Source organism: Chitinophaga sp. Cy-1792 (genome assembly GCF_011752935.1).
Classification (GTDB): Bacteria; Bacteroidota; Bacteroidia; order Chitinophagales; family Chitinophagaceae; genus Chitinophaga.
Window position 1 is genome coordinate 2266129 of the sequence record NZ_VWWO01000002.1, and the last position, 24177, is coordinate 2290305.

General features: G+C 46.6%; 15 protein-coding genes. 2 read left to right on the top strand and 13 right to left on the bottom strand.

Annotated elements, in window-relative coordinates:
* Positions 1 to 33 precede the first annotated feature (33 nt).
* From F3J22_RS23315 to F3J22_RS23335, 5 genes are all read right to left on the bottom strand, one after another.
* Positions 34 to 927: a DMT family transporter gene (locus F3J22_RS23315; RefSeq protein WP_167020330.1), complete on the bottom strand. Its 894-nt coding sequence runs from the start codon at positions 925 to 927 to the stop codon at positions 34 to 36.
* Positions 928 to 978: 51 nt separating this feature from the next.
* Positions 979 to 1479, bottom strand: coding sequence for a MarR family winged helix-turn-helix transcriptional regulator (locus tag F3J22_RS23320; RefSeq protein WP_167020331.1), 501 nt, complete (start codon positions 1477 to 1479; stop codon positions 979 to 981).
* A 133-nt stretch (positions 1480 to 1612) separates the two neighbouring features.
* Positions 1613 to 3019, bottom strand: a complete 1407-nt coding sequence (locus tag F3J22_RS23325; RefSeq protein ID WP_167020332.1) for a hypothetical protein — start codon at positions 3017 to 3019, stop codon at positions 1613 to 1615.
* Between the two features lie 306 nt (positions 3020 to 3325).
* Positions 3326 to 3847 (bottom strand): DUF2199 domain-containing protein, encoded by a 522-nt coding sequence (locus tag F3J22_RS23330; protein WP_167020333.1) that lies wholly within the window; start codon positions 3845 to 3847, stop codon positions 3326 to 3328.
* A 92-nt stretch (positions 3848 to 3939) separates the two neighbouring features.
* Positions 3940 to 4458: a DUF2199 domain-containing protein gene (locus F3J22_RS23335; RefSeq protein WP_167020334.1), complete on the bottom strand. Its 519-nt coding sequence runs from the start codon at positions 4456 to 4458 to the stop codon at positions 3940 to 3942.
* Between the two features lie 210 nt (positions 4459 to 4668).
* Here F3J22_RS23335 and F3J22_RS23340 point away from each other — a divergent pair, with 210 nt between their 5' ends.
* Positions 4669 to 6024 carry a vanadium-dependent haloperoxidase gene (locus F3J22_RS23340; protein WP_240155152.1) on the top strand — a complete coding sequence of 452 codons (1356 nt, stop codon included), beginning with the start codon at positions 4669 to 4671 and terminating at the stop codon, positions 6022 to 6024.
* An 88-nt stretch (positions 6025 to 6112) separates the two neighbouring features.
* On the opposite strand, the gene F3J22_RS23345 is transcribed toward F3J22_RS23340, so the two are convergent.
* The 7 genes from F3J22_RS23345 to F3J22_RS23375 form a co-directional block, all read right to left on the bottom strand.
* Entirely contained in the window at positions 6113 to 7690 is a 1578-nt protein-coding gene (locus F3J22_RS23345) for a tyrosinase family protein (protein WP_167020335.1), read from the bottom strand.
* A 30-nt stretch (positions 7691 to 7720) separates the two neighbouring features.
* Positions 7721 to 8170, bottom strand: a complete 450-nt coding sequence (locus F3J22_RS23350) for a hypothetical protein (RefSeq protein ID WP_167020336.1) — start codon at positions 8168 to 8170, stop codon at positions 7721 to 7723.
* 46 nt (positions 8171 to 8216) lie between these two features.
* A complete protein-coding gene (locus tag F3J22_RS23355; RefSeq protein ID WP_167020337.1) occupies positions 8217 to 8651 on the bottom strand; it encodes a hypothetical protein in 435 nt (144 codons plus the stop codon).
* A gap of 861 nt (positions 8652 to 9512) precedes the next feature.
* A complete protein-coding gene (locus tag F3J22_RS23360; RefSeq protein WP_167020338.1) occupies positions 9513 to 11630 on the bottom strand; it encodes a fibronectin type III domain-containing protein in 2118 nt (705 codons plus the stop codon).
* 10 nt (positions 11631 to 11640) lie between these two features.
* Positions 11641 to 17805, bottom strand: a complete 6165-nt coding sequence (locus F3J22_RS23365) for a hypothetical protein (protein WP_167020339.1) — start codon at positions 17803 to 17805, stop codon at positions 11641 to 11643.
* Positions 17806 to 17808: 3 nt separating this feature from the next.
* Complete coding sequence (locus F3J22_RS23370) at positions 17809 to 19521, bottom strand: hypothetical protein (protein WP_167020340.1); 1713 nt, start codon at positions 19519 to 19521, stop codon at positions 17809 to 17811.
* Between the two features lie 249 nt (positions 19522 to 19770).
* Positions 19771 to 22140 carry an outer membrane beta-barrel protein gene (locus tag F3J22_RS23375; RefSeq protein WP_167020341.1) on the bottom strand — a complete coding sequence of 790 codons (2370 nt, stop codon included), beginning with the start codon at positions 22138 to 22140 and terminating at the stop codon, positions 19771 to 19773.
* Between the two features lie 225 nt (positions 22141 to 22365).
* Here F3J22_RS23375 and F3J22_RS23380 point away from each other — a divergent pair, with 225 nt between their 5' ends.
* Positions 22366 to 23094, top strand: coding sequence for a hypothetical protein (locus tag F3J22_RS23380; RefSeq protein WP_167020342.1), 729 nt, complete (start codon positions 22366 to 22368; stop codon positions 23092 to 23094).
* 83 nt (positions 23095 to 23177) lie between these two features.
* On the opposite strand, the gene F3J22_RS23385 is transcribed toward F3J22_RS23380, so the two are convergent.
* The gene (locus tag F3J22_RS23385; protein WP_167020343.1) at positions 23178 to 24176 is read right to left on the bottom strand and encodes a sesquiterpene cyclase; all 999 of its coding nucleotides are present in this window, start codon (positions 24174 to 24176) and stop codon (positions 23178 to 23180) included.
* Position 24177 lies beyond the last annotated feature (1 nt).

A 24177-nucleotide genomic window follows, 5' to 3' on the forward strand; every position in this document is an offset into this window, starting at 1 on the left:
CATTAAAAAAGCAAGAATAATACAGGAAGACGATTATGCGGTTGCAGCCATTTCTTTCTTTTGCCGGGCAGACCTGATAAAGTTCATGCTCATAATGGCCACCAGCATAATAGCGATGCCGGCCAGCTGCAGTTCTGTGATCTGTTCCCCTAAAATAAAGTGTGCAGAGAGCGCCGCTACCGGGAGTTCTACCGTCATCAGCAGACTGCTGACAGTAGCGCCAACCTTTGGAATGCCGATCGCAAAGAGTATTGGAGGGAGTATGGTACCGAAGAAAGCCAGGAATATGCACCAGCGTAGGAGATCCATTTCCATGAGCAGGTGAACATTGACAGATTTAATATTCATCATCCAGATGGCGGCAGCTGCGCCGGTCATGATCCAGGCGCTTTTATTCTGCCAGCAGATGTCACGTCCGATCCGGCTGTTGGCAACAATATAGGCGGCATATACGAGGGAGGCCGCCAGTACAATGAGTACACCTTTTACAGAGAGCGACATACCACCTGCCAGCGACGAGCCACTGGCCATAATTGTACCCGAGAGAATTACTGCAGCGATGAATAATTCTGTCAGCGAAGGTTTCTTTTTAAAGAAAATCCATTCTATCAGTATACCAATCCAGGTAAACTGCATAAGTAGTACAATGGCTACAGAGGCGGGGATGAATTTTACGGAAAGATAATAGAGGAAAGTGGCTACACCGATGGTGGCACCCGTCATGAGCAGCAAGGGAACCTGCTTTCTGCTGGCAGCAGGACGTTTGGAAATCACGAAAACGATCCAGAGTACAATAGCACCAATCAGTGCCTGTAAAAACGAAATCTGGGCGGTATTATAGCCATGTTGGTAGGCCAGTTTCACAAAAGATGACAGGATACCGAAACTCACAGCACCACCGAGCACCATCAAAATATATCTCACCATCTTATAGCTGTCTGTATAAAAAAATAATACTGATCACCAGTACTGGTTAAGTTATTTTTTCCGTTGTGTTTTTTTTAGATTCCTTAATGCCCTTTCTTTAAATCCAATTTCCTGTACCTTATCCTCCAGTTTTGCCAGCATAGCCGAAAATTCCGGATTATCTTCCAGTACTTCCTTCATCGTAGCTAAGCCTGCCGCCCAGTATTTTTCCAGTTCCGGCATGGCTTTCCTTGCCTTTGCAGACAAAGATATCAGCTGTTTCCTTGAATCGGCAGGGTCTGTTGCTACTTCCAGGTAGCCTTTCTCCTGCATATTTCGGATAATTTTAATACTTGCCGGATGAGAAAACTGCATACGCGCGGCTACTTCCTTTATTGATAGTTGCCTATACTCCTGTAATAATCGAAATACAAGGTACCAGTTTGGCTCTATGTCTATACCTATCTCTTTGTAAAATTCCTTTGTACCATACAGGAGTGTATCACTTAAACGCTTTATCCTGCTGGAGATACCCTCATATGAAAGCTCTCTGAGAAAATCTCTATCTTCCATAATTATATAACTGGTTATACAAATATAATACTTTTCACCGAATCCGCCGGGAGACCGTCAGAAATTACCGGATATAAGAACCCCGGCAACTGCTGTGCAAGGTTGCCGGGGTTCTTATAAAGTATCGAAGGGATTATTCCGGTACCAGTTCTATTGTTTCCTGTCCCCAGACTACGCTGCCGCCTCTATTCTGATAATAATTTCCTTTCAGGGCTACAATACTTTTATTATCATCTGCCAGGATAATTTTTCCAAAAGAGATACCCTCATTCACTTCTGTATCTGCAGTGATTGTAAAACGATAAATATAGGTTTTATCATCAAAGATGATCCCTTTGTGCGATCCCCATTTAAAGGGCACTCTGTGCTGAATGGTGTCGTTCCCTCCTTCCTGCCGCCAGGTCCGCTCTCCGGTAAGCTGCCACTGGAACATATTTTCGTTTACGTTCAGCAGTTCCAGTTCACAGTTTCCTCCATGGCTATGATCACCTCCCATTATCTGAATACATTTATAATTGAATTTTTTGCCGTTCAATGGAGTTAAGTTACCGGTTAACGGAGGGTGTGGTATACGATAACTATCGTTATCGAGCGAACGAATAATGATGGCAGGTACCCTGTAATTAGCCAGGAGCATGTGCAGGCAGACATGCAAATACTTTTTCTCAATAAAATGGAACAGCACAATAAAGTAGAACGTCTTGCCGACAAAACAAATCAGAAAAACAATACTCTTGAAAACTGCCAGATCATGGCTTTGTGGTGCATCCAAATGACTCTGTGCTTTATCTAAAACCCCGTACAACGCCTGCGCCAGTGCATATAAGGGTAGAATAAATATTACACTGTAATTGTAAATCAATCGCGAGAGTTTAGACTCACCTGCCGTAAGTTCTTTCAGGTAGTATTCCAGGGAAATAAATCTGCCAAAAAGCAGTGCCATAGCCAATCCCTGATACATTCCGCAAATTATTGAAAATATAAAATGTACATTCTCCCGTTTAGCTCCTTCAACTGTCATTGAACAGATCACGTAACTAATAATATAGGCTATTGCGAACAACACAGTTATTCCGTAATAATTCCGTGGCTGATTATTTTCGTCAAGGGTAGTCCTATATAAGGTAACAAAGCTCAGATAAATAAAACACCCACCCAGCAGGTTGAAAATATTTATTAAAACCTTGATTACATCCAACCATTGATCCGCTATATGACTAGAGATTGATTCACAATCAACCACAAAAAATAGCGCATAGAACAATATCATACATAAAATAAATCCATGGGTATGCGCCACTAACTGCCTGACCAGCGAGTTTGCCCTATTGTTATTATATTCAATTTTACTTTCCGGAAGATGTAATGCTTTAGCCAGCATCTTTGGCTCACCTTCATTTACAAAGGTCAATGGCATCGCATAAATCATGTAGAAGGACAGAAACAAAATTGCAAGATTGAGTATTTCTGTTACAGTTAAAATCCTTTTTGTATAAAGGAGGATACCAAAAAAATTTCTGACTTTATCATCCACTACCATACCGGCAATGGCTACTATAAGTCCAATAAAGGTAGAGAGTAGTCCGAGGACTTCCCTGAATTTGTCTTTGGGGTTCATAAATAGATTTTTAGTTGATGATGATGATTATCATAGTATAGTTTGCGTCCTTTTGAGGTAACGTTGCATACTGGTAATAAAAAACGGTTGTACGTCTTTCGACCTACAACCGTTGTGACAATATTTTCAATCACCTGATGGGGTGAGATATCCCGTGAATATTGATGAGAAAATGAATTAGTGCAATCTCAACCCTTCAAAACTACATATTTTATTTGAAAAGACAAATCAACCGTGAGTAGTTTTAGCCAGCATATCTGCAATACGACGCTCTGCTTCTGCTTTGGTGATACCATTGTAATAATCCCTTACAAAAGGATGGTCATGGCTTTCATGCGGGATAAATTCGGGACGTTTACCGTCTCCTGCACACACTACATTTAATGGAATGCAAGACTCGAAAGTATAATCTGCCAGATCGTTTGACAGCCATCCGAAATAAACCGCCTCATGTTCCGGGTTATTAAAATTATCGTAATAGTCTTTGAAGCTTTTTTCACTGAGGGAAGTCCATACGCCATAGTCGAGCGTATCACAATGGTCAGTTATTTTCTGAAAAAGCACACCGCGTACAAAACGGTCTGTCTGGTCCGGGTGATTGACTGTACAAAAGTCGTGCGTCAGTTCACAATATGTTTCATCTGCCTTTTTTTCTTCCGGTAACTGCGCATAATCATCCGGAGCTATAAATCCGAGCGCAGGCCATTCGTCATGTTCTTTACCACAGCAGGTACAGGTATATTTCGCCATCATATCTTTTTTGAAACAGCTGCAAAATAGAACAAAAAAATTCACCTATTATTTTATGCTGTCATTTCATCTGAAAGGATGAATATTTAAGTTTACATATTAGCCAGCATGGCTGCAATGCGGCGCTCCGCCTCAGCTTTGGTGATACCGTTGTAATAATCTTTTATAAAAGGATGATCAACATTTTCATGGGGTACCAATTCAGGACGCTGTCCTTTTCCCGAGTAAATTACATCCAAAGGAATTGCTACATTAAATTCGTAGTCTGGTAAAGCATTTCCCAGCCACCCAAAATAACCTGCCTCATACTCCTGGTTTTCAAAATGCTCATAGTAATCCATAAAGCTTTTTTCGCTCAGGGATGTCCAAACACCATATTCCAATGCATCGCAGTGATCAATAACTTTTTGAAGCAGTACGGCACGGACATAATAATCTACCCGATCGAGGTTTGGGTAACGCACCACACATAAGTCAGTCGTCAGCTCGCATATATCTTCGTTTGCTCTGTCTTCTTCCGACAACATAGCATAGGCCAGTGGTGCAGCAAATCCGAGCGCAGGCCATTCGTCATGTTCTTTACCGCAGCAGGTACAGGTATATTTCGCCATCATATCTTTTTTGAAACAGTTGCAAAATAGAACAAAAAAATTCACCCGTGATTTTTTTCATTACGCTGATTGAATGCGTAGTCACTTGTTAATTTCAGGTACTCAAAATAACCAGGTTCAAAGCGGTAAATGCTATCGGGCAGCAAAGCTTTAACTGTACGATAGCACTGCATTCTTTCCATTTTTTTAACTCATCTAAAAAAACCTTCAATGAAACCAATTCGTTTGTTATCCCGCTTTCCGGGAGTTGTACTGTTGGCAGCATTAGTTTCCTGTAGCAAGCAGGACACCCGTTTGCAGCCGATTTCCGGCAACGGGGCCATGGTGCTGGCCACAGGTGGTGCCGGCAGCAATGCCACTGCAGTACCGGTATCCTGGTACCAGCTGGAACTAAAGCTAATCAGGGAAACACCAGGCTTCACGCCGCCGGTGGCGGCACGTGCCATTGCCTATACGGGTATTACGCTGCATGAGGCAGTATTGGGCAATTCGCGGTATGCCGTGTCTTTAGCCGGGCAGCTAAACGCCCTGCGGTCTGTACCTGCCTATAACCGTCAGCAGCAGTACAGCTGGCCACTGGTAGCCAACAGTGCCATGGCCCAGATGATCCGCAGTCTGTTCCCCAATGCCAGCGCTGCCAACCAGCAACTGATCGCACAGCTGGAAAGCACTAACCAGAACGCCTATACAGATAGCTGTACCGGCGCGGTACTCAGCAGGTCTGTTGCATACGGTAAACAGGTGGCAGACAGTATTTACCAGTGGTCTGCCACTGATGGCGGAAAGGATGGTTATCTGAATAACTTTCCATCCAGCTATATTCCGCCCGTGGGGCCTGCCTACTGGGTGCCTACCCCACCACAATATCAGTCGGCCATGCTGCCCTACTGGGGCAACAACCGTACTTTACTGAAGCCTGCTGCATCAGATTCCGTAACACTGCTGCCACCAGCCTTTTCGACAGATACCACCGCTGCTTTCTACCAGGCAGCGCACCTGGTATACCAGAAAAGGCTCACACTTACGCCGGAAGAAACCACGATTGCCCTATACTGGGCAGATGGCGGTGGTACCTTCACCCCACCGGGGCACCTGATCGCCATAGCAGCACAGCTGGCCACAGATCAGCACCTCGGACTTACACAGGCCGCCGCACTGTTTGCCCAGACAGGTATCAGCCTGAACGATGCCGGTATTATCTGCTGGAAATATAAATACCACTACAATCTGGTACGGCCGGTAACCTATATCAACCGCCATATCGACAGTAGCTGGACACCACTGATAGCCACGCCTCCATTCCCTTCCTTTACTTCCGGCCATGCCACCTTTACCGGTGCTGCCGGCGCTGTAATGGCTGGCGTATTTGGCAACAACTTTACTTTCACGGATAGGCAGAAAGTACCGGAAGGCTTTGCGCCACGCGGGTTTACTTCCTTCAATGCCATGATAGACGAAGCCGCTATCTCCAGGATTTATGGCGGTATTCACTACGACTTTGACAGTGAAGCCGGCAAAACCACCGGTAAGCAACTTGCAGCAAGGGTATTATCCTTACGGTATTAACCGCCACACAAAAATCAAAAAAGTAAGGGTTTGCAGCATCACTGCTGCAAACCCTTTTTATCAAACTACGGATGGTTCAAAAGATTACTTAGATAATATTTACCTGTATCGGTGTGGCAGACAGCGTTTCAGCCAGCTGCGACTGGAATTGGTCGCGACCAGTGATTTCAATTCTGAAGTCTTCCAGTTTCAGTTTATTTGCCAGGTCACCCAGGTTGAAGTGTGCCTCTGCATTAATATGTGCGCGACAGTTAGAACAACCCAATACATTCCAGCGGCTCAATACCGAATGATGCCCGATATAGTACTCCTTACCTTCATAATTGGCATACGCCGTAATCAGGAAAGAGCCGAAGATATTTCCCCTGTTTATATTTGATACATGGAGTTTTTTTGTCGTCAATGGCTGTTCTGCTGCAAGATTGGAAGTACCCCAGTTCTCTTTATCAAGCGAACCAATAGAATAGGTATAACCCATTTGCTCCTCAATATTTACCACATCAGAGAAGATATAGGTGTCATTTGTTTTAGGGTTGATGAATGGGTCCAGCTTTGAATTTTTATCCAGCTTCACATTCATGCCGTATGGATAAGAAGGAGGATTAGCCTTATCACCGCTAATCGTTCCCGGGTATTTATCAATAATCTCCAGCGCATCTCTCTGGCCCATCTTTTTCTGCCATACCCAGAACATACGATCTACATTGCAGTGATGGAAAAAGAAGATGGGATCAAAGCCGGCAGTATCATTTTCGCCCATGTCGCCGTTAGCGCCTTTATACGGCGAGTAATCATTCAGTGTAAAAGCCGGCACATCGAACCCACCCACAGCAAGGTGTACGTCGTTGTGGGGTGATTCCAGCGGCACAATCACCTGGTCTGGTGTTGTAGTATTATAGTGAGCGGCAGAAGTAGTATTGGAGAATACGGTATAGTTAGGTGCGTTGAGGCATAACTCAAATAATCTCGCTACACCACCCAGCTTGAGTCTTTCGGCAATAGCAGGCAGCGTAATAGTGGCTCTCATCCATCCTGATACATTGGAATTCAGGATCAGCGTACCGTTGCGGGGAGTGATCTTGTCGTTATGGATTTTTGATGCCTTCTCTGCTGCTGGGGTGCCAAACAGGCCGGAATACGGATATCTTACGGTATGTGTGCCTTCCGGTTTTGTGTAGATACTGTCGTCACCACCTACATTATCATTAATTCTTTTCTGGTATTGATAAGAACGCAGTGGGTTGGGTATTTCTCCCAGGCCGGTGATTTTTACGGTTTCATCTGTCAGGGAGAATGGTACACCACCGTTAATAGACTGCTCTTCTGTTTCGTCCCAGTAGGGCAATGTTACATCTTCACAGCCGGGAATGCTACGCAATGCGTTTTCGATATTGAATAGGTAGGCACGGTGCCAGGTAGGAAACAGGACATTGCCATGATTGCAGTAACCACCCCAGTAGTCGCCATCCGTAGCGCCTTGTCCTCTGAAAGGTTCGCCGTGGTAGCCGCCGATATTGAACATGGAGTTAATATTATCCGGGTGCAGTTCTTTGATGCCTTTCCAGGCGAGCATTAATTTTTCCAGTGGTTCCTTATTTCCATCCTTGTACATTTTTTCCAGTTCACGAATGGAACGACGAACACGAGTTACATTGTTATTAGCCATAAAAAGCTCAGATTTTGAACGGGTGAAAAATCAGTTTTGTACCTGTACTTTAAGTGGACGCGCTGCAAAAGAGGCCAGCAAAGAGCCCAGCACGATGAAGGCCATCCCCGCTATCATCAGGGGCTTCATGCCTGGGTACAGGAATCTTGACAGGAGCAGGCAGGTTACCCCTGCCAGGCTGCAACAAAAAGGCAATGGCCCTTTCAGCCGGATAGTCCTGTATTGCATGGCCACATGAAACAGTAACAATCCGGTAAATACCGGCAGCAGCCAGGGAAGATAAGGCAGCTTCGTCAGGCCTATACTTCCGAACATACTCATATACACCGCCCAGCAGACAGCGCATTTAGGAAAAAAAGCGATGAGTATACTTAGTAATATGGAAGGAAGACTCCTGGCTGATTTTGAGGAAACCCGCTGCCACTTGTTGTCAGCATCAGGTGTTTTGCTGGAACAATTACAGGTTGTCTGGGTTGTCATAATTAATAGGTTATTGAGGTTTAGCTTGCTGCGTGCATACACGCTGTTAATGCAGTACACAGTAGGCAGTACCTACAACGCCGGCCTTATGATCGCCGGTACCGTCCAGGCCGGGATGATCTTTGAGTCTTACCACAGAACCCGCGAGTACCGTTGCCTGGTTGATGCCACCATTGATTTTCGGGAGATAATAGAATTCATATCCATACTCCCACAATGCTGTACCAGTACCAGCCTTGTTAACCCCGGTACCGATCAGCGTCATTCCCTGCGGATTTGTGTTAAGTAATTTCCCGGTAAGGTTCAGGCTCCATTCGCCCGCAGTACCAATTTTACCGGTGATTTTACCATCGGAAGAAATAGCGAGGTTCAATGTACCATCACCCAGTTCGAGGTCTTTCAAACCAGTATTCAGGTCCGGGTTGTTGAAGAAACTCCGGTACGACCAGACGGAACGCTTAACAATAGGTGCTTTTTCCATGAGACGAGGTTTAATATATGAACAAAAGATATCCTGTCCTGCTGAGCAGAAGTAGTATCCACACAACAACAGGTACTATGCTCCCATGTCATGGGGGATGCCATTACATAGGATTATGGTAAGAAAAGTCAGTAAAATTTTGCTGCTTAGCTGTAACAATAAGGGTTTAAAAGTACGGCGTATGGTTTCATAATTATCGGATAACGGTTAATGAAGGAGGATTTACAATGTAAGGACATCTAACTACCTTACTTCATCAAATATAAAAGTAAAATCGAAAAAATGATCAATATTTCACGGAAATAAAATTGACATAAATCAAAAAGTATTATTAAAGCAAAACGTTTGCGCTAAAGTACTTGCAGTATTGGATTTTGGGCCGATACCTTCGGTATCGGCCTGGGGGGGGTGCGCTGCGCGCGCGGGCGCTGATATAGAAGCGGAAATAGATATGCGGAGCTATATAATTATCGCAATAGCATGCTGCTATCGAAGCCGAAATCAATAGGCGAAGGTTTGGAGTTAGCGCAACAGCATGCTGCTATCGAAGCCGAAATCAATAGGCGAAGGTCTGGAGCTAGCGCAACAGCATGCTGCTATCGAAGCCGAAATCAATAGGCGAAGGTCTGGAGTTAGCGCAACAGCATGCTGCTATCGCGGCCGAAATCAACAGGCGAAGGCATGGAGTTAGCGCAACAGCATGCTGCTATCGAAGCCGAAATCAATAGGCGAAGGTCTGGAGTTAGCGCAACAACATGCTGCTATCGTGGCCAAAATCAACAGGCGAAGGTCTGGAGCTAGCGCGACAGCATGCTGCTATCGAAGCCGAAATCAATAAGCAGAGATCAACCGTTAGCTCAATTATTTCACGACAACCGGCGTACTTACAGCACCGGCTCCTCTCCCATCACTATACATTACCTGGATCGCATACCGGACATTACCGTTTACACCTTTCCCCAGAGCATCCGCAAATGCGGCAGCATCTCCGGCAGCCGAAGCAAACCGCACCAGCGGCTGACCCTCTTTTGCTCTATAAAGCACATAAAAGTAACTGCCCTGATCATGGTGCTGCCATTGCAATGTGGCTACCCCTGTTTTATCGTTGTATTTCACCTGTAATGTAGTGATAGCGGGCCACAACGGCAAGGTTTTAATCATAGCATTTACAGGCGATGATTTAGCAGAATGCAGACTATCTTCATCAATGGTTTCTGCACAGTATGTATACGCTACCAGTGGTTTCAGCTGTCTGTCAGTAAAATGAAGCGTATCCTTACCAGGAATATGCGGCATGGCAGCTACCTGTTCCCAGCCAGATTTTTCCGTTTTACGGTAGATGATATACCTCGCCGCATCCGGACTGGAAGAGGCAATAAATACGATCTGTACGCCGGCGGTATCTACATATACCTTTGATGCCAGCGGTGGTACTGGTGGCACAATGTCAGGCCGCCGTAATTTGACCGCCGCCGAAAACCGGCTATGGTTACCATTTTCATCTACTGCTGCTATTTTATACCAGATATCTTTCGATAGCGTTTCCAGCGTAATTGAATCGGTATAGGTCGTATCGGCCACCGCAACACCGGTTACCTGGCTATAATAATCGCGGGGATTGTTGGCGAAATAAACTTTATATCCGGCTGCATCTTCTTCCTTATTGCGATTCCAGTGCAGCCTCACATGTCCCTGTTTATCGATGGTACCCGCCAGGCCCACTGGTGGCGCCGGCGGCGTGGTATCCGGCACAATGCCCATACCGGCAAACGAAGAACTGATATTGCCCGCCGTATCAATAGCGGCAATGATGTAATAATTGCTGCCATGAATAAAAGCGCTATCATCTGTATAGGTATTTATACCGGGAGATAATAGTTTATCCGTTAACGTTATGAATGGCCCCGTAATCGTATGGGCACGGGTAACGTAATAGCCCTTCAGGTCAGGGGCGCCGGCTGGCTGTTTCCATGATAGCCTGATACTACGGCCGGTAACATATTTCGGATTCTGCAAAACTGGTGCCGGTGGCGGCGTAAGATCCCTTCCCTGTATGGTCAGGGTAGCGGAATAATCGCTCCATTCACCGAAGGGGTTGATGCCTCTGATCCGGTAGTGATAAGTATGATAATTCTGCGGCAAACTATCCATAAACACCATCTGCTGCTCCAGCAGGAGGTACATCCGCGCCTGTATGCTATCACGCTGCACCATAGCCGGATCAGGTTTTGGGGAGATAAATGGTTTATTATTCAGCTTAATAAAATGCTGACCATCTTCACTTCGTTCTATGTCATAGGCGGTATAAAAGTCAGGCTGACTACGGCTCCAGTGCAGTTCAGCCGTTCTGTCGCGGCCCAGCACCGCCGACAACACCGGCGTTGTTCTGGTCAGTGCAGCGCTGTCTTTCACGATGATAATGCCTGTATCTACCTTCATCGTCAATGCAGCAGCTGGATATATACGATAGATATATACGCCACCCGGCTTCACCTGTTTATCTACATACCTCAATGCAGCAGCGGAGGCCACCTGCGGATCAAAGTCGCATACCTGCAAGGTAAATGCATAGCGACTCGTCAGTACATCGGCCTGATCTGCCACACCGGGCACGCCGGGCCTGATATGGCCAGCGGCATTTTTCCCATACAGGCATTGCGCGGCAGTAGCGGCATAGAGATTGCCTGGCGCAAACAACTGCTTAAACTGTTCTAAGGTCTTTGGCTTCAGCGGAACTGATGTCAGCAGCTGTTTCAGGGGATCAGCCCCGGGATGCAACTCCAGCCGTTCGATCAGGTAGCCGCTATGGTTCAGTGCTTCCCAGGCCAGCCCAGTGGTGGGCGCCCAGCGCAGTACAACGGAGTCGCCATAGGGCTTTGCCACTACCCTAACGGCAGCCTGACCGGGAACATTTTTTTGCTGCGCCGCTGCCACGTTTATCAAACTTAACAGGCAAAATAATATATAACCAAAACGCATATACGTCGCTTTAATAATTAAATGTTTTATTGACAGTATTACCCAGGTACCTGAACACCAGTGTACGCGTACCTTTAGGCATAGACTGCCAGGTCATGTTACGCATATAGTTGATTTTAGACATCACCGTGTAGTTGGTCATGGCTTTATAAAACGACGACCATGGTATGGAAGCCGTGCCACCGGTGCCATTGTCGCCCAGCCACATATCCGAATCCCAACCGGCAAGTATGTTTTCCGCCTTCGCTGGTGGCAGATTCTGCGACACATATACGTAGTTGTTGGTGAAGTTGGCGCCCACCTGTTTCATCAGGTTAAAGTCCTGCTGAATATAATAATCCCTGTACCACACAATAGTACTGATGCCTGTAAGGCCCACAGAGAAACTGCTATTGGCAGCAGCGGCGATCTGCGACATACCTGCGAGTCCTCCCGATGTGACCAGCGCACTGGTATTTAGTTTTGCGGTAACCGGCAACTGTAAAATAGCGCCACTACTCCTGGTCGTTACCAGTGAATTTGAAGATGCCGGTACAGTAACGGACGTAGCGAAACTACCCGAGCCTATTTTGCCCAGTCCTTTTTGCTGTACAGCAGCAATGGCGGACACTTCACCACTTTCTATCGGGTCCAGCTGCGGATCGCTGTTAAATGAGCCCATTCCTGTTGTATACACCGGTTTTCCGGAACCCTCTCTCACAGCGGCATTGCCCAGATCCATGAACACTCGGTAAACGCCCAGCAGGAACTTGTTGGCATAGATATTATCTTCTGAAAATTTATCATTCTGCAGCGCTGCATTCCAGGGGATATCTGTCTGCAACATCGGCGGAAAAGGTGTTCCATCAGGCGCTTTATATCCATTTACTTCCAGCTCATCAAATCTTTCCACACCAAATCCTGAGCTGTTGATACTGTAATCATTGCCATGCCTGGATGCATTCCAGTTGCCATAAGTCTGGAGTTTATCCGCGAAATTGTTATACTGGCTGGTTCGGAAATACAGCGTATATACCGGATGCGGCAGCTCCTGCGGTGTACCGGCATTACTCATTTTTGTATTTCTGAAGGTTGTCTGCACACCAGCAATCGTGCGTGTATCAAAAGAGGTGGTGGTACTGAATACATTCTTAATCGCCTGGTTCAGGTTTTTATGCAGGCACCAGAACTCTGTCCTGTAAACGGTATTATTCTTTAAACCTGCCGGCAGTGGAAAGTCGAGGTCCTTACCGCCGTTACTCATGCTAAAATCTGCTCTCAGCGTATCATTCCCCGGCACGGTGATAAAGTAGACCTTATAGTCAACAGTAGACAGCAACCCATTTTTATCTGTCGGGAAGATATTGTCCTGCCATTGCTGCATAGAAATTTTGCCCATGGCGCTATGTTCATTTTTCAGTACGTAACGCTGGTATTTCACGGGGTACATGGCATGGATGCGGTCTTCAATAACGCTCGTCGGACTAAGCCCTGTGGTAAAGCTAAAGCTGGTATCCTGCGAAACCGCACCGGGCTGGCCGCTTGCGTTTAGCGGATCATCCCATCTGTTTGTGTTTGTATAGAATTGTTTAGCATATAGGGAGATATCTACATCGTAGGTAGTTTTGGGATCGAGTAATTTTAACGGAACGAGTTTAGCAGCGTCTTTGGCGGTATTAAACTGAGGACCGGCCACTTCTACCGTCTGTCCTGTTTTATGGTTACGCAAGGTAAATTTCCCAACATAGAAACGGATGGTACGTGTATCTCCCTGCGGGAATTTATCACTTGGTGGCACTACGATGCTATAATCTTTATCGAAGCCAATATTGGAGACCACATAAGGATAATCCCAGGTATTCCCTTTGCCTCCCGGCCCGCAGTCGCTGATCATTTTTATATCACCGAAAGGATTATAGGCAGGATAACATTTATCGCCTATAGTGAAATGTGGTTCTTCATCTATTTCAAAGAGGCCCAGCACATTTGCCTGTACGGTCAGCTTACCTTCCATCCAGGTTGGGTTGGGCAATCCGCCGGTGAGTAAGGCGCCCACATCTGCGCGGAGGATGGTAATATCTCCGCTATAGAACCAGGTATCGAGAGAGAGGCCTACTTCCACGCCCAGGTAGGCGTATAGCTGGCCCATGGCGTACCAGTTGTTCCATCCGGCTGATTGTCCGCCGCAGGTGAAGGTGCTGTCGAACTGTTTCAATGCCAGATCAAAGCCCAGCACCGCGGTGGCACTGGCGTACATGAAGGCCAGCTGAAAACGCAGGTCACCGGAAACATAGGCGCCCATCATAAATCCGGAGCCGGGAACATTGCGGATAAGGTCCAGCATAGCATCTGCGGAGGGGTCGCGCTGGAGGTGATGGCTGGTGATAATAGCCGGCAAATCCGGCAGGTAAGGGTCTATCAATGATCCCATGGCGAGATAAGCCTCTCCTGTCACAACGGCCTTATACAGGCCTTTCTGTTCCGCCCTCAGCAGTGTAAACGAGGCGCGTTTACCCGCAGGGTCGCCTACTTTCAAAAACCATCCGTCATGACCATCGTGTATACCAAATGGGATATCTACCTGTACACTGGCGAAATTACAGTTGATATCTCCCACAAAATTAAATTCTTCTGTAACTGCATTATACGACATATCCACCGCGCCTTTGACGATCGCATTGTTATTGCCCGGAGGATCTGTTACAATGAAGACCTTCCCGGATAGGGCGATGGCGCTAAAGGCGCCGTTCAGCATTTCGGCGGTAAGCGTCACTTTACCATTCATGGTTTTAGGACCAGCAGGGTCTACCAGGGCCACCATCACGGATGCACGAAGTCCGAAGCCGCCCTGGGCAGGAACAAACGTTATCCCTGAAGGCGTGGTACCGGGCTGGGTACTGTTACTGGCCGACTTAGGCGTACCGATATCCGTTGGTAGCTGGTTCTGCATCTTCATATTGTAATAGGCCCCACCACCAAAGCCATTGAGGCCTATTACCGTCACCAGCGGCATTACCGCTGCGAAGGTGGCGTTACCATCCACATACCAGTAGTTGTAGCCATTGACCTTTCCAAATTGCGCAGTAGCATCCAGTTTGGCCAGTTTGAAATCAGCAGCCACCTGCCCTTTGAAGCCATCGCCGTAGGTGGCATCATGATGATAAAAGAACAGGCTGCCGTCTATTTTTACTGGGCCTACGTTGCCGTTCACCTTGAGGGTGTCCAGTTCTACTTTTGCCGTAGCGGTGAGTTTAGGCGCCATATTGGTAATAGCCGCATTGAGTTCACCGTAAATACCCACGCCTGCCGTAGCAGCTAAAACGGAGTTATCACCGAAGCCAAGCCCTACTTTCACGCTAAATTTAATACCGACCTTCAGGTGGCTCATATCGCTGACATCCAGCAACGGGCCTATATTGGTCAGACTGATCGGAAACCCTGACAGTTTACTTTGCCCATCATCCCCATCGCCGGCATAATCTTCTCCGGCATTAGGGCCACGCAGCGCATACAACGGCGTACCAGCATCTGTATTGAACCGGTTAAAAGCACTCTTATTACCGCTATTGCTGCCAAAAGACCAGTGGCCCGGGCTGATCCAGAATTTCTCCGCATTGGTTTTCATATCCCGATTGGCAAGGCCCAAACTATCGAACTGCATCAAACCCAGGTTGATGGCTGGTTCGTCAGAGATATTCAGGCTGATACCGCCGGATAACACAACAGATACCGCAGCACCATGTTCATCACGTTTCACGCGGAAGGCCGAGTTCTTGCTGAGTGTCACCTGTGCCTTCCAGATATCGAACTGCATTTTATCTTCGGGGTTAATCACAAATTCATATTGCAGGGAATCTCCGTTGCCCACATGCAGGTCACCGGTGTATTGCAGGTGTGTGCTGCTCACAGGCAGGAGGAATTTACCGTTCATTGCACCGGCCTTGAAGGTATTGCGTACGATCTGAACACCGATGGAGTCCAGCGAAAACGCCCATCCTCCCAGGTTTCCGGTACTGAGGTCTATTACATGCTGTGCGGAGATATCGGCGCTGATACCTTTATCATCGATGATAAAACCTGTGGCTGCAAAGGCGGTACGGGCATCTCCCGAATTAAATGTTTTAAAATCCGGGGGCAGCAACACCTGCAGTTCTTTTATATATAGGCCCTCAAACTCATTGCCAGGCTGTGTTCCGGCAACCTGCGGATATTTAAATCCGGTAGCATTACGTTGGGCAGAGTGATCGTAAAAAACAGTACCCGGCTTAAAACTCAGTCCCTTCAGGCCTTTCACCTGAAATGCTGGAATGGTAACACTCGCCATCCAATCTTCCCAGCTGGCAAAATCAAATGTGAGAGCTGCCACTACACTACCATCCTTTATATTTCCCTTGTCATCTTCCGGCAATACAGCATTCTGTGGCAGCGAGAGTTCGGCCCTGGCAACAAAGCGTTGCAGCTTGCCATTCTTCAGGTTGACATAAGTACCTTTGGTAGTATCCGCGCTGCTGCTGCCCTTGAACTTAAAGTTCATGGCATCGCCGCCACTGAAGAGGTTTACATCCCTGTCGTTGGGAAGGTACAATGTACCATCACTGATGCTGAGACCAGCGGGGCGCACGCAGAAATTAGTACCAGCAAGGCTTAGCCAGCCGTTAGCTTCGGGAATATTTACACTGGTCAGCAGGTTCATGTTGGTACCTTTCGGAGAAAAGCTGATGCCCATGATCGCTACTGTTACCGGCGTTCCGTCAATGTTATGTGTCCAGCCCAGCGGCATATCAATCGGGGTGTTGCCAGCTACCTGATCGAGGAATTTCGCACCACTGTTGAGGTATTGGTTCAGGTCAGCCACCGTTTTGTTATCTGCCATACCAGTGGCTTTCAGGAGATCCTGTGCATTGGCCAGCGGTCCCCAGCTGAATTGCTGCGGTTCTGTGGAAGTAATGACTAATCCTTCATATACCTGTTTATCGGTATTGATTTTTATGCTGTCGAAATTCACTTTCAGCTGTAGTGTGGTTACAAAAGGGCTCCAGGTGACGTAGCCGCTGCCGCTGTAACCATTACCTTTCTTTTCTATTTTCCCGGTGTGTAATGTGAACTCTCCTATTTTAACATCCTGGTTGAGCAGGTCGTTGGCTGTACCTGCAAATGGGGTCGTATTAGATGGTGGCGTAACGCCGCTGCAGGCGTTGGCGGCCAGTTCCGGCGATTTGCCGTTATCATCATTTGTATCTTTCTTACTCGTATCTTTTGCCGGCACATCACCGTATTGAAAGGCCTCTACCCTGCTATATCCCTGGTTATCTACCTCCAGGGCTGCTATCGCAGCAGCCACATTGGTATTGGCTTTCACCCGCATCACATATTGTTTGCCAGGCTTCAGCACCTGTTTATAAAGGTTTGTATCCAATACAAACGTGGACGAAGGCAGCCCTTTCTTTTGAAAAACATACGGGTTATTGACGGCATCGGTGGGCGTTTGCCCTTGCAGGAGTTCCCGGATTTCAAAATCGTAATTCACGCCCGGCGGGATGGCGCCGCAGGTAGCTGCTGGCGGCAGCCAGCTGAACACCATGGGGGAATTCGGTTTTACGTTGGTGATGTTGCTGCTGACCGACATCCCGTTTACCGGCTGTGTAAACTGCGGTGCAGCTGCCTTATAGCAGATATTGAATGTAGTACAACCCATGTTGGGATCTGAAGCCAGGCGACCCTGCCCGGACTGATCATAGGTATAGGCCGTAAAACACAGGCGGTACATTCCTTCCGGCAGCTTATAGTTCACGCCTTCACGTATAGCCGATAACGTTATACCATCGAAGACCAGGTTACTTTCTGTCAGGTTGCCGAAGGTTTGGTTGATGAGGTCATTGGTGAGCATCATCGGTTGCATGCCCTGTAAAATGATGGGCTGCCTTGGTATAAACGAAGGGTTCAGGGCGATGGTGAAAGGTGCTGGCGACAAGCGTTCCAGGTGGCCTACAATGCGTACGGCCATTGTACCGCTATTCACATACCTTACCATCACACTCAGCCGGCCACCGGCCTGTGCCAGCATCTGCCCCAGGTAAGGACTCACCGGCGGTATCACGACAGGCGTAATCACCACAGGGTATTGGTTCTGGGCTTTTGTCTCGAGGGCAAAAGTCATACTAACCAGCAGGATGATATACCTTAAAAACTGTTTCATAATTTAGAAATTATAATTGTACGATGCACCTCCGGCGAGATTACTGGTGGTAACAGCATATGGCACATGGTTGATAGCATTAATAGCCGCATTGATATTATTCTGTGGCGTAATCACGTAGTTGGCAAAGAGATTGAAGCTATGCGCTCCCGTATGATAGCCGCTGCTGAAGGAAAACGTAAAATTGCCCGTACTGCTGCCGGATGCATACTGGCTGTGCAGATAGCCCAATGTTCCCTGTAAACTGAGTTTTTTATCTTTCAGGAGTTGCCCGCCACCGCCGAGGTTTATACCCAGGGAATTGTAGCCGTTATCTGCCTGGTTATACCTGAAATACTGCGCACCGCAGAGCAGGTTCATATTCCGTTGGGTAAGTGCCCAGCTGTAGTTCAGGGATACCGCCAGGTTGTTGCTGGTAGTCTGGGGAGAGGTCACTATATTTTTATCATTCAGTGTAGAATAATTGATATTGGAATTGATGGTATGTACATCTGTTCCCTTGATAAAAGTATAGGAAGGAGTAAAATTCAGTTGCAGGATATATTGGTTTGTACGCACAGAATCCTTTACAGGAGCGGCGCCATCGGCCATATACAGGCGATAGCCTGAAATGCCGGCATTGAGGTTGAGGTGTGTATTGACAACAAAATTGGCATTTACATTTCCGGTGAATGTTTGCAGTTCCCCTGCCAGCTTATGTGTCAGGTTATTATGTTGCAGATTGAAATTATCGCTGAGATTTATTTTTCCTTTGAGAAAATTATCACTGTTTGTCAGGGAAATGATTTGTACATCATTGATCATATAGGGTGTTCCCAGTGATTTAAAGTCGGGCTGCACTCTTCTGAAACCCAATGCTGTACTCGCCCCTGGCAGGTTAAGTGACAGGTTTGTTTGTCCGGCCCAGGTAGCCTGACTGCTGTTGTTGTAAGGCAGCAGGCCAGCGATGAATTTGAGTGTGGCATTGGTAGAATCCACCGCTGTTTTATCAGCATGTAAGTCCATGGTAATACCACTCACTGCCAGGTCTGCGGACCAGATCAGCTTCTTAAAAAAGGTTAGTTTCCAGGAGGCGCCCAGTACCGCATTCTCCTGTGGTGGCGGGTTACTCAGCTTATTGATCACCATGGCGGAGCTGCTGTCATCTTTCGCATGAAAATACATCAGGTCGAAGTGGCTGCTGCTGGTACCTACCCCGATGCGGACACCATAACCCAAACGGCTATACTGCGGCATGGTATATTTGCCGCTGGTTGTGTCTTCATTCACGGCCTTATTCAGCTTGCCGATAAATGCCCCGAAGCGGAACTTTCCAGGGTTTAGCTCCAGGCCTGCCCCGCGAAAGCTTTGCCCATCGTAGGTTAATGGGGAGAAGCTGATATTCCTGTAGCCTAAATGGAGCTTAATCCATTTGTAGGTGGGACTGATACCGAACTGTGTAAACGGAGACGTATAGCTATTGCTGTATTGGTTGACAATAAAAGTAACCGGTAACGCGATCCCATATACGGTAGGCGTAAAATTGCCATAGATATTCCACGCAAACGGGGGCTGCGTTTTAACAGATTCATTTGAGGAATAGAAATTAAAACCCGCGCCCACATTACCATGAATGGTAAAAGGGCGTTGTTTTCCAATAGTACTGAGGTCCTGCGCCTGTATGGTATGAACAGTAAACAGACAGAGAAACAAAAACACAACTTTTCCGGGGTTCATAAATCAGGGCATAAGTAGGTTATGAACGACAAGTATTGATCTATCATGCATATTTTTATCCAGTGCTGTAAAATTGGAGAATGCCCCACTGGATAAATAGTAAAAAAACGCAGATCTCTACTGAGGAGCTCCTGCGCTGAATAAACGGGAATGGCTGAAAATGAGCAGCATAGAGAGATACGCTGCGATGGTGACTACCATTGCTTAACAGCCTGTTAACAGGCCGGAGAAAAACGTATAGGCGTTAGGTTAATTCGCTCTTTGCTTTTCGGTGTCGTTGGCGAGGCCGCGTTGTTTTGTATTTATCTTCGCGTTGCCCAGTTTGTAATATAGTACCAGTCGCAGGTTCCTGTTATCGTAATAGTTTTTGTAATATTCTGCGACGCCGTTTACATTGGCTTTGAGTGTAGACTGTGCTGTTCTCAGGATGTCACTGGCAAAAAGGGAAATCTCCCAGGATGAAGAAGGACGGTAACGCCATCCTGTGCCTAGGCTGTAGCGGCTACTTCTATAAAAGATACCCATCACTTCAGGAGAATAATAGAAAAAGCTGAGGTTCCAGTATACCTGGCTATTCAGCTTAAAGGTATTGTCTGTTCTGATATACCAGGTCAGGGAGTTGGAATTAGCCACCAGGTCTGGCCGGTATTGGTTGATGCCCACATAATAGCCACTAACATCATTCCTGCATTCCCACCAGGAAACAGGCTTTATAAACCAGGAACCAGATATACCGGCATTAATGGCGTCGTAGAAATTCTGCGCCGTGTCTACTACCATTTTAGTAGCCGGGATGGGGATTGCCGTTTGCGCGATTCCGTTAGTAGCACTATTGAGAAATGCCTGGACCACCAGGTTGCCTTTATTATAGCCAAGTTCCAGGTTATTGCTGTACCATGGCAAGAGATAGGGATTACCTACGGAATAATAATTCTGGCTGATATATCGCTGAAAAGGATTCAGGCTATTATAGCCCGGCCTTTCTATCCTACGGTTATAGCTAAACGAAAACTGCTGCTCTTTTGCAAAAAAATAAGTTGTATAAAACGTAGGGAACAGGTTGAAATACTGGTTATTTCTTACCTGGCCCAGCGAAGCAGATTCACCTTTACTGAAGGTATACTCTCCTCTCAGGCCTGCCTTTATTTCAAAACGGCCCAACTCCCGGTCTGCATCTGCAAACAGGGCCAATGTCTGTTCTGTAAATGAAAATTTATCATTGTCATCTATAACAGTATTGGTTTTATCTTTTATACCTAACGCCTGCAGACTGTTTATATTTCTGGAAGACATCGCATTGGCGCCATAGCTGAGAGCTGTTTTGCCTGCATGCTGTGCCACGTCTATATTCAGGGAGTAGTTACCGAACTGGTTCTGCGTCGTATTAAGCGAATTCCATACTTCGCCCAGATCGTGTTGTATGGCGGGTACGCTGGCATTGGAGATATAACCGCGGTAGTTATCCCGGTTGTTGCCAAAATAGTCTATATCTACCTGGATACGATCATTGTTCTTACCCAGTTTATAGGTACCATTAATATTTACGGAGCCACTGCTGGTTTGTGAAGAAGTAGTACCACCGCCATTCAGGAGCGAATCCGGGCGGCCATGCGCGCTGATAAAGGTATTGGTAATATCATTTGACTCAGGTGCATTGGTACTTGCATACACCTGGAAGCCCAGTACAAATTTTGAATTCACCTGGTAGTCGCCCAGTACACGGGCATTAAGCGACTTCGCATAACTGCGCCGGATGCTACTGGTACTCCAGGTTTCATCGGTATAGTTTATCAGTGGCTCCTCGGTAAATTTCATGGAGCCATAGTTACCATTGAGACTGGCGCTGAGTCCCAGTTTCTTTCTTTGCATATTGAAGGTCAGGCCCAGGTTTTCCGTCAGGTAGGTAGTCAGCGTTGAGGTGGAACGTATGCCTGCATTCCAGGCGTCTTTCATGGGCTTTTTCAGTACGATATTCAGCAGGCCTGCATTGCCGGCGGCACTATACCGCGCTGGCGGAGAAGTAATAATTTCCACTCTTTCAATGCTGGTGGATGGTATACTCTTCAGGTAGTCCGCCAGCTCTGCACCAGAAAGATGTACCCTTCTGTCGTTGATCAGCACATCAACACCACCTTTGCCCACAATGGCTATCTGATCCTGCTCTACCCGCACCAGCGGCGCAACGGCCAGCACATCCATTGCATCGCCACGGGAGGCTGTTATCGACTGGCTTACATTAAATACCAGCCGGTCGGCCCGTTTTTCTATCATCGGCTTGTCACTGTTGACGGCTACCGCTTTCAGTTCAACGATCTTTCTGCTCAGTATATGCGACAACGTTATATCTTTTGTAAATAGCAGACTTGTATCAATCCGGCCATACCCTGTATGCATCAATGCCAGCCGGTACCTGGTGCCGGTGGTCATCTGCATAAAACTATAATTTCCCTGGTTATCGGTAATCTGGTAGGTCACCAATGCAGTATCCCTGAACAGGCTCACGACAACACCTGCCAGTGGCTGATGGATACTGTCAGTAACTTTTCCTGAAAGTTGTTGCGCTGCTACGCCACGGGTCAACACCAACATCACTGATACGACAAATAATAGTCTTTTCATTGTTCTGCTACTGTATGTTACTTTCGCCTGGAATGCACGGGTATAAACATTCTTATCATGACAGGCTGTAAAGCTGATTCTGGTTTCTTGTAATTTCTATAACAAGATAAATAGTATATCTGGTAGTTTTTGTTTTTAATTATTGTAAACCATTTTTTAGTCGGACAATACTCTTTTAATATAATAAAATGTTATAGTTTCGCGCCGTCTTAAATAACTTAACCTATGAAAAAAATCTTAATGGCCATGGCCATGATTTCAGCTGTAGCTGTATCCTGCTCCAAATCTTCCGATGGTCCCGCCAAGCCTTCTAAAATGTATCTTACTTTAATAAAGGGAGATTGGGATAGTACCGTGATGGAATATAATACCGATATGACCATTAAGCGAACTGCCAGCTTTATGACAATGGGACCTTACTTGAATTGGGATGCACTGTACATTTACAACAATGACAAACTCTCCTCTTTAACATTTGGGACTGTAAAATTCGATGCCATGTATGATTCTGCAGGAAACTTTAGTTTCAATGATGCTAAGAATGTATTTGATAACCAGCACAGGATCATTGAAGCCCGCATATACATCGGTAGCGATAAGATGTATGCCGGACTGAATAAATATACCTGGGACAGCATGAATCTGACCAGAATAGATTGTTACGATAAAGATGGTAAGTTGTTTTTTATCAAGAACTACAAGTATGATAATAAAATCAACCCACAACAAGATATACCTGTAGGTACCAAAAAATGGGAAGACCCCGCGAGATATCTGTCTGCCAACAATATTACAGACGAAAAAGCAGGTAATCCTACCGGAGGAAATTCCGGATCGATTTTTTATAAATATAAATACAATGATCGCAATTACCCGGTAAGTGCCGAAGTATACGCTGTTGACGGAGTAACTAGTTCTCGTACAGACTCATTGAATTTCACCTATCTTCCATAAAATCATCCACTATAAAATATTAAAAAGGCCGGTCTCTATTGCTGAGAGACCGGCCTTTTTAATATCGAACCAGACTTTGTTCGTTATATCGACTTACTATCATTGGCATCCATGGCCATATGTTCTTTTGAATAGCGCTGTGTATCCAGCAACACCCAGTTGTAGTACCCGGAAATACAATCTTTAAAGCCTTGTATCAGGTTCAGGAGCGCTTCATCAGCATGGGTACTGATGCTGGCTTCAATCTCCGAAAACCTGGCTATTTCCTGGTAAACATTATCAACAGTAAAAGTGATTCCTTCCTGGAGCGTGTGGCCCTGCGAGGCATAGATTAATGGCATATTCCTGAAATGGCCAGGCTGTTGTGCCTCAATAATGGCACTATGGACATCATTTCCCCATGCTATCACGTTATTGACGATCAACCTGAGCTGATAAACTTCAGGGCTATTGTACACCGCATCAGTAACCGGCTTGTAGTTCAGCACATCATTCAGGGAGATCGTTGTTTCTACTGCACCGATATAACGCCTGATGGTTACATAGGTACTTAATGCAGGCGTTTCTGCCCTTTCATGGTCCAGTATCTGCAAACCTGCGGCAGCGGCCCATAAACGGATGGCCTGCATCATCCTGTTACAGGATGTTGTGTTCATGTTTTTCCTGAAACGCCGGCAGAGGTCCAGCAACGCCAGCTCTCCGTAAACAGGGTGCTGTCCGGCCTTTTCCAGATCCAGTATATCCAGGAGTGCACTGAGGCTGGTAACTCTCTCCTGCGGGCTCATTTCCATACGGTCTATCAACATATCATCTACCAGAAACAACCAGATGCCATAATCAGCCGCCATTTGCAACAGGGTGATGTCTGCATTGGGATAACTGCGGGCTACAAACCAGGCAAATTTTGACCGCCTGATACGTGCGGCATGCGTTGGGTTAACAATCAGTCCGAATTCGGCAGCCCATTGCAGCATACCGGTTTCTATGTCTTCCACCAATGGGGAGATAGCGCCAGGCCAGGGTATTGTTATAGCTGGAATAGTAATCCCAGCCAGGTTTTCTACGGGGTTAGTATTTTTCATA

What these genes read in the sequence shown, in the direction of transcription:
- F3J22_RS23365 (WP_167020339.1), bottom strand. Translation starts at nt 17,805, where the DNA reads ATGAAACAGTTTTTAAGGTATATCATCCTGCTGGTTAGTATGACTTTT.
- F3J22_RS23320 (WP_167020331.1), bottom strand. Translation starts at nt 1,479, where the DNA reads ATGGAAGATAGAGATTTTCTCAGAGAGCTTTCATATGAGGGTATCTCC.
- F3J22_RS23385 (WP_167020343.1), bottom strand. Translation starts at nt 24,176, where the DNA reads ATGAAAAATACTAACCCCGTAGAAAACCTGGCTGGGATTACTATTCCA.
- F3J22_RS23315 (WP_167020330.1), bottom strand. Translation starts at nt 927, where the DNA reads ATGGTGAGATATATTTTGATGGTGCTCGGTGGTGCTGTGAGTTTCGGT.
- F3J22_RS23330 (WP_167020333.1), bottom strand. Translation starts at nt 3,847, where the DNA reads ATGGCGAAATATACCTGTACCTGCTGTGGTAAAGAACATGACGAATGG.
- F3J22_RS23335 (WP_167020334.1), bottom strand. Translation starts at nt 4,458, where the DNA reads ATGGCGAAATATACCTGTACCTGCTGCGGTAAAGAACATGACGAATGG.
- F3J22_RS23360 (WP_167020338.1), bottom strand. Translation starts at nt 11,630, where the DNA reads ATGCGTTTTGGTTATATATTATTTTGCCTGTTAAGTTTGATAAACGTG.
- F3J22_RS23350 (WP_167020336.1), bottom strand. Translation starts at nt 8,170, where the DNA reads ATGACAACCCAGACAACCTGTAATTGTTCCAGCAAAACACCTGATGCT.
- F3J22_RS23340 (WP_240155152.1), top strand. Translation starts at nt 4,669, where the DNA reads ATGAAACCAATTCGTTTGTTATCCCGCTTTCCGGGAGTTGTACTGTTG.
- F3J22_RS23345 (WP_167020335.1), bottom strand. Translation starts at nt 7,690, where the DNA reads ATGGCTAATAACAATGTAACTCGTGTTCGTCGTTCCATTCGTGAACTG.
- F3J22_RS23380 (WP_167020342.1), top strand. Translation starts at nt 22,366, where the DNA reads ATGAAAAAAATCTTAATGGCCATGGCCATGATTTCAGCTGTAGCTGTA.
- F3J22_RS23325 (WP_167020332.1), bottom strand. Translation starts at nt 3,019, where the DNA reads ATGGTAGTGGATGATAAAGTCAGAAATTTTTTTGGTATCCTCCTTTAT.
- F3J22_RS23370 (WP_167020340.1), bottom strand. Translation starts at nt 19,521, where the DNA reads ATGAACCCCGGAAAAGTTGTGTTTTTGTTTCTCTGTCTGTTTACTGTT.
- F3J22_RS23355 (WP_167020337.1), bottom strand. Translation starts at nt 8,651, where the DNA reads ATGGAAAAAGCACCTATTGTTAAGCGTTCCGTCTGGTCGTACCGGAGT.
- F3J22_RS23375 (WP_167020341.1), bottom strand. Translation starts at nt 22,140, where the DNA reads ATGAAAAGACTATTATTTGTCGTATCAGTGATGTTGGTGTTGACCCGT.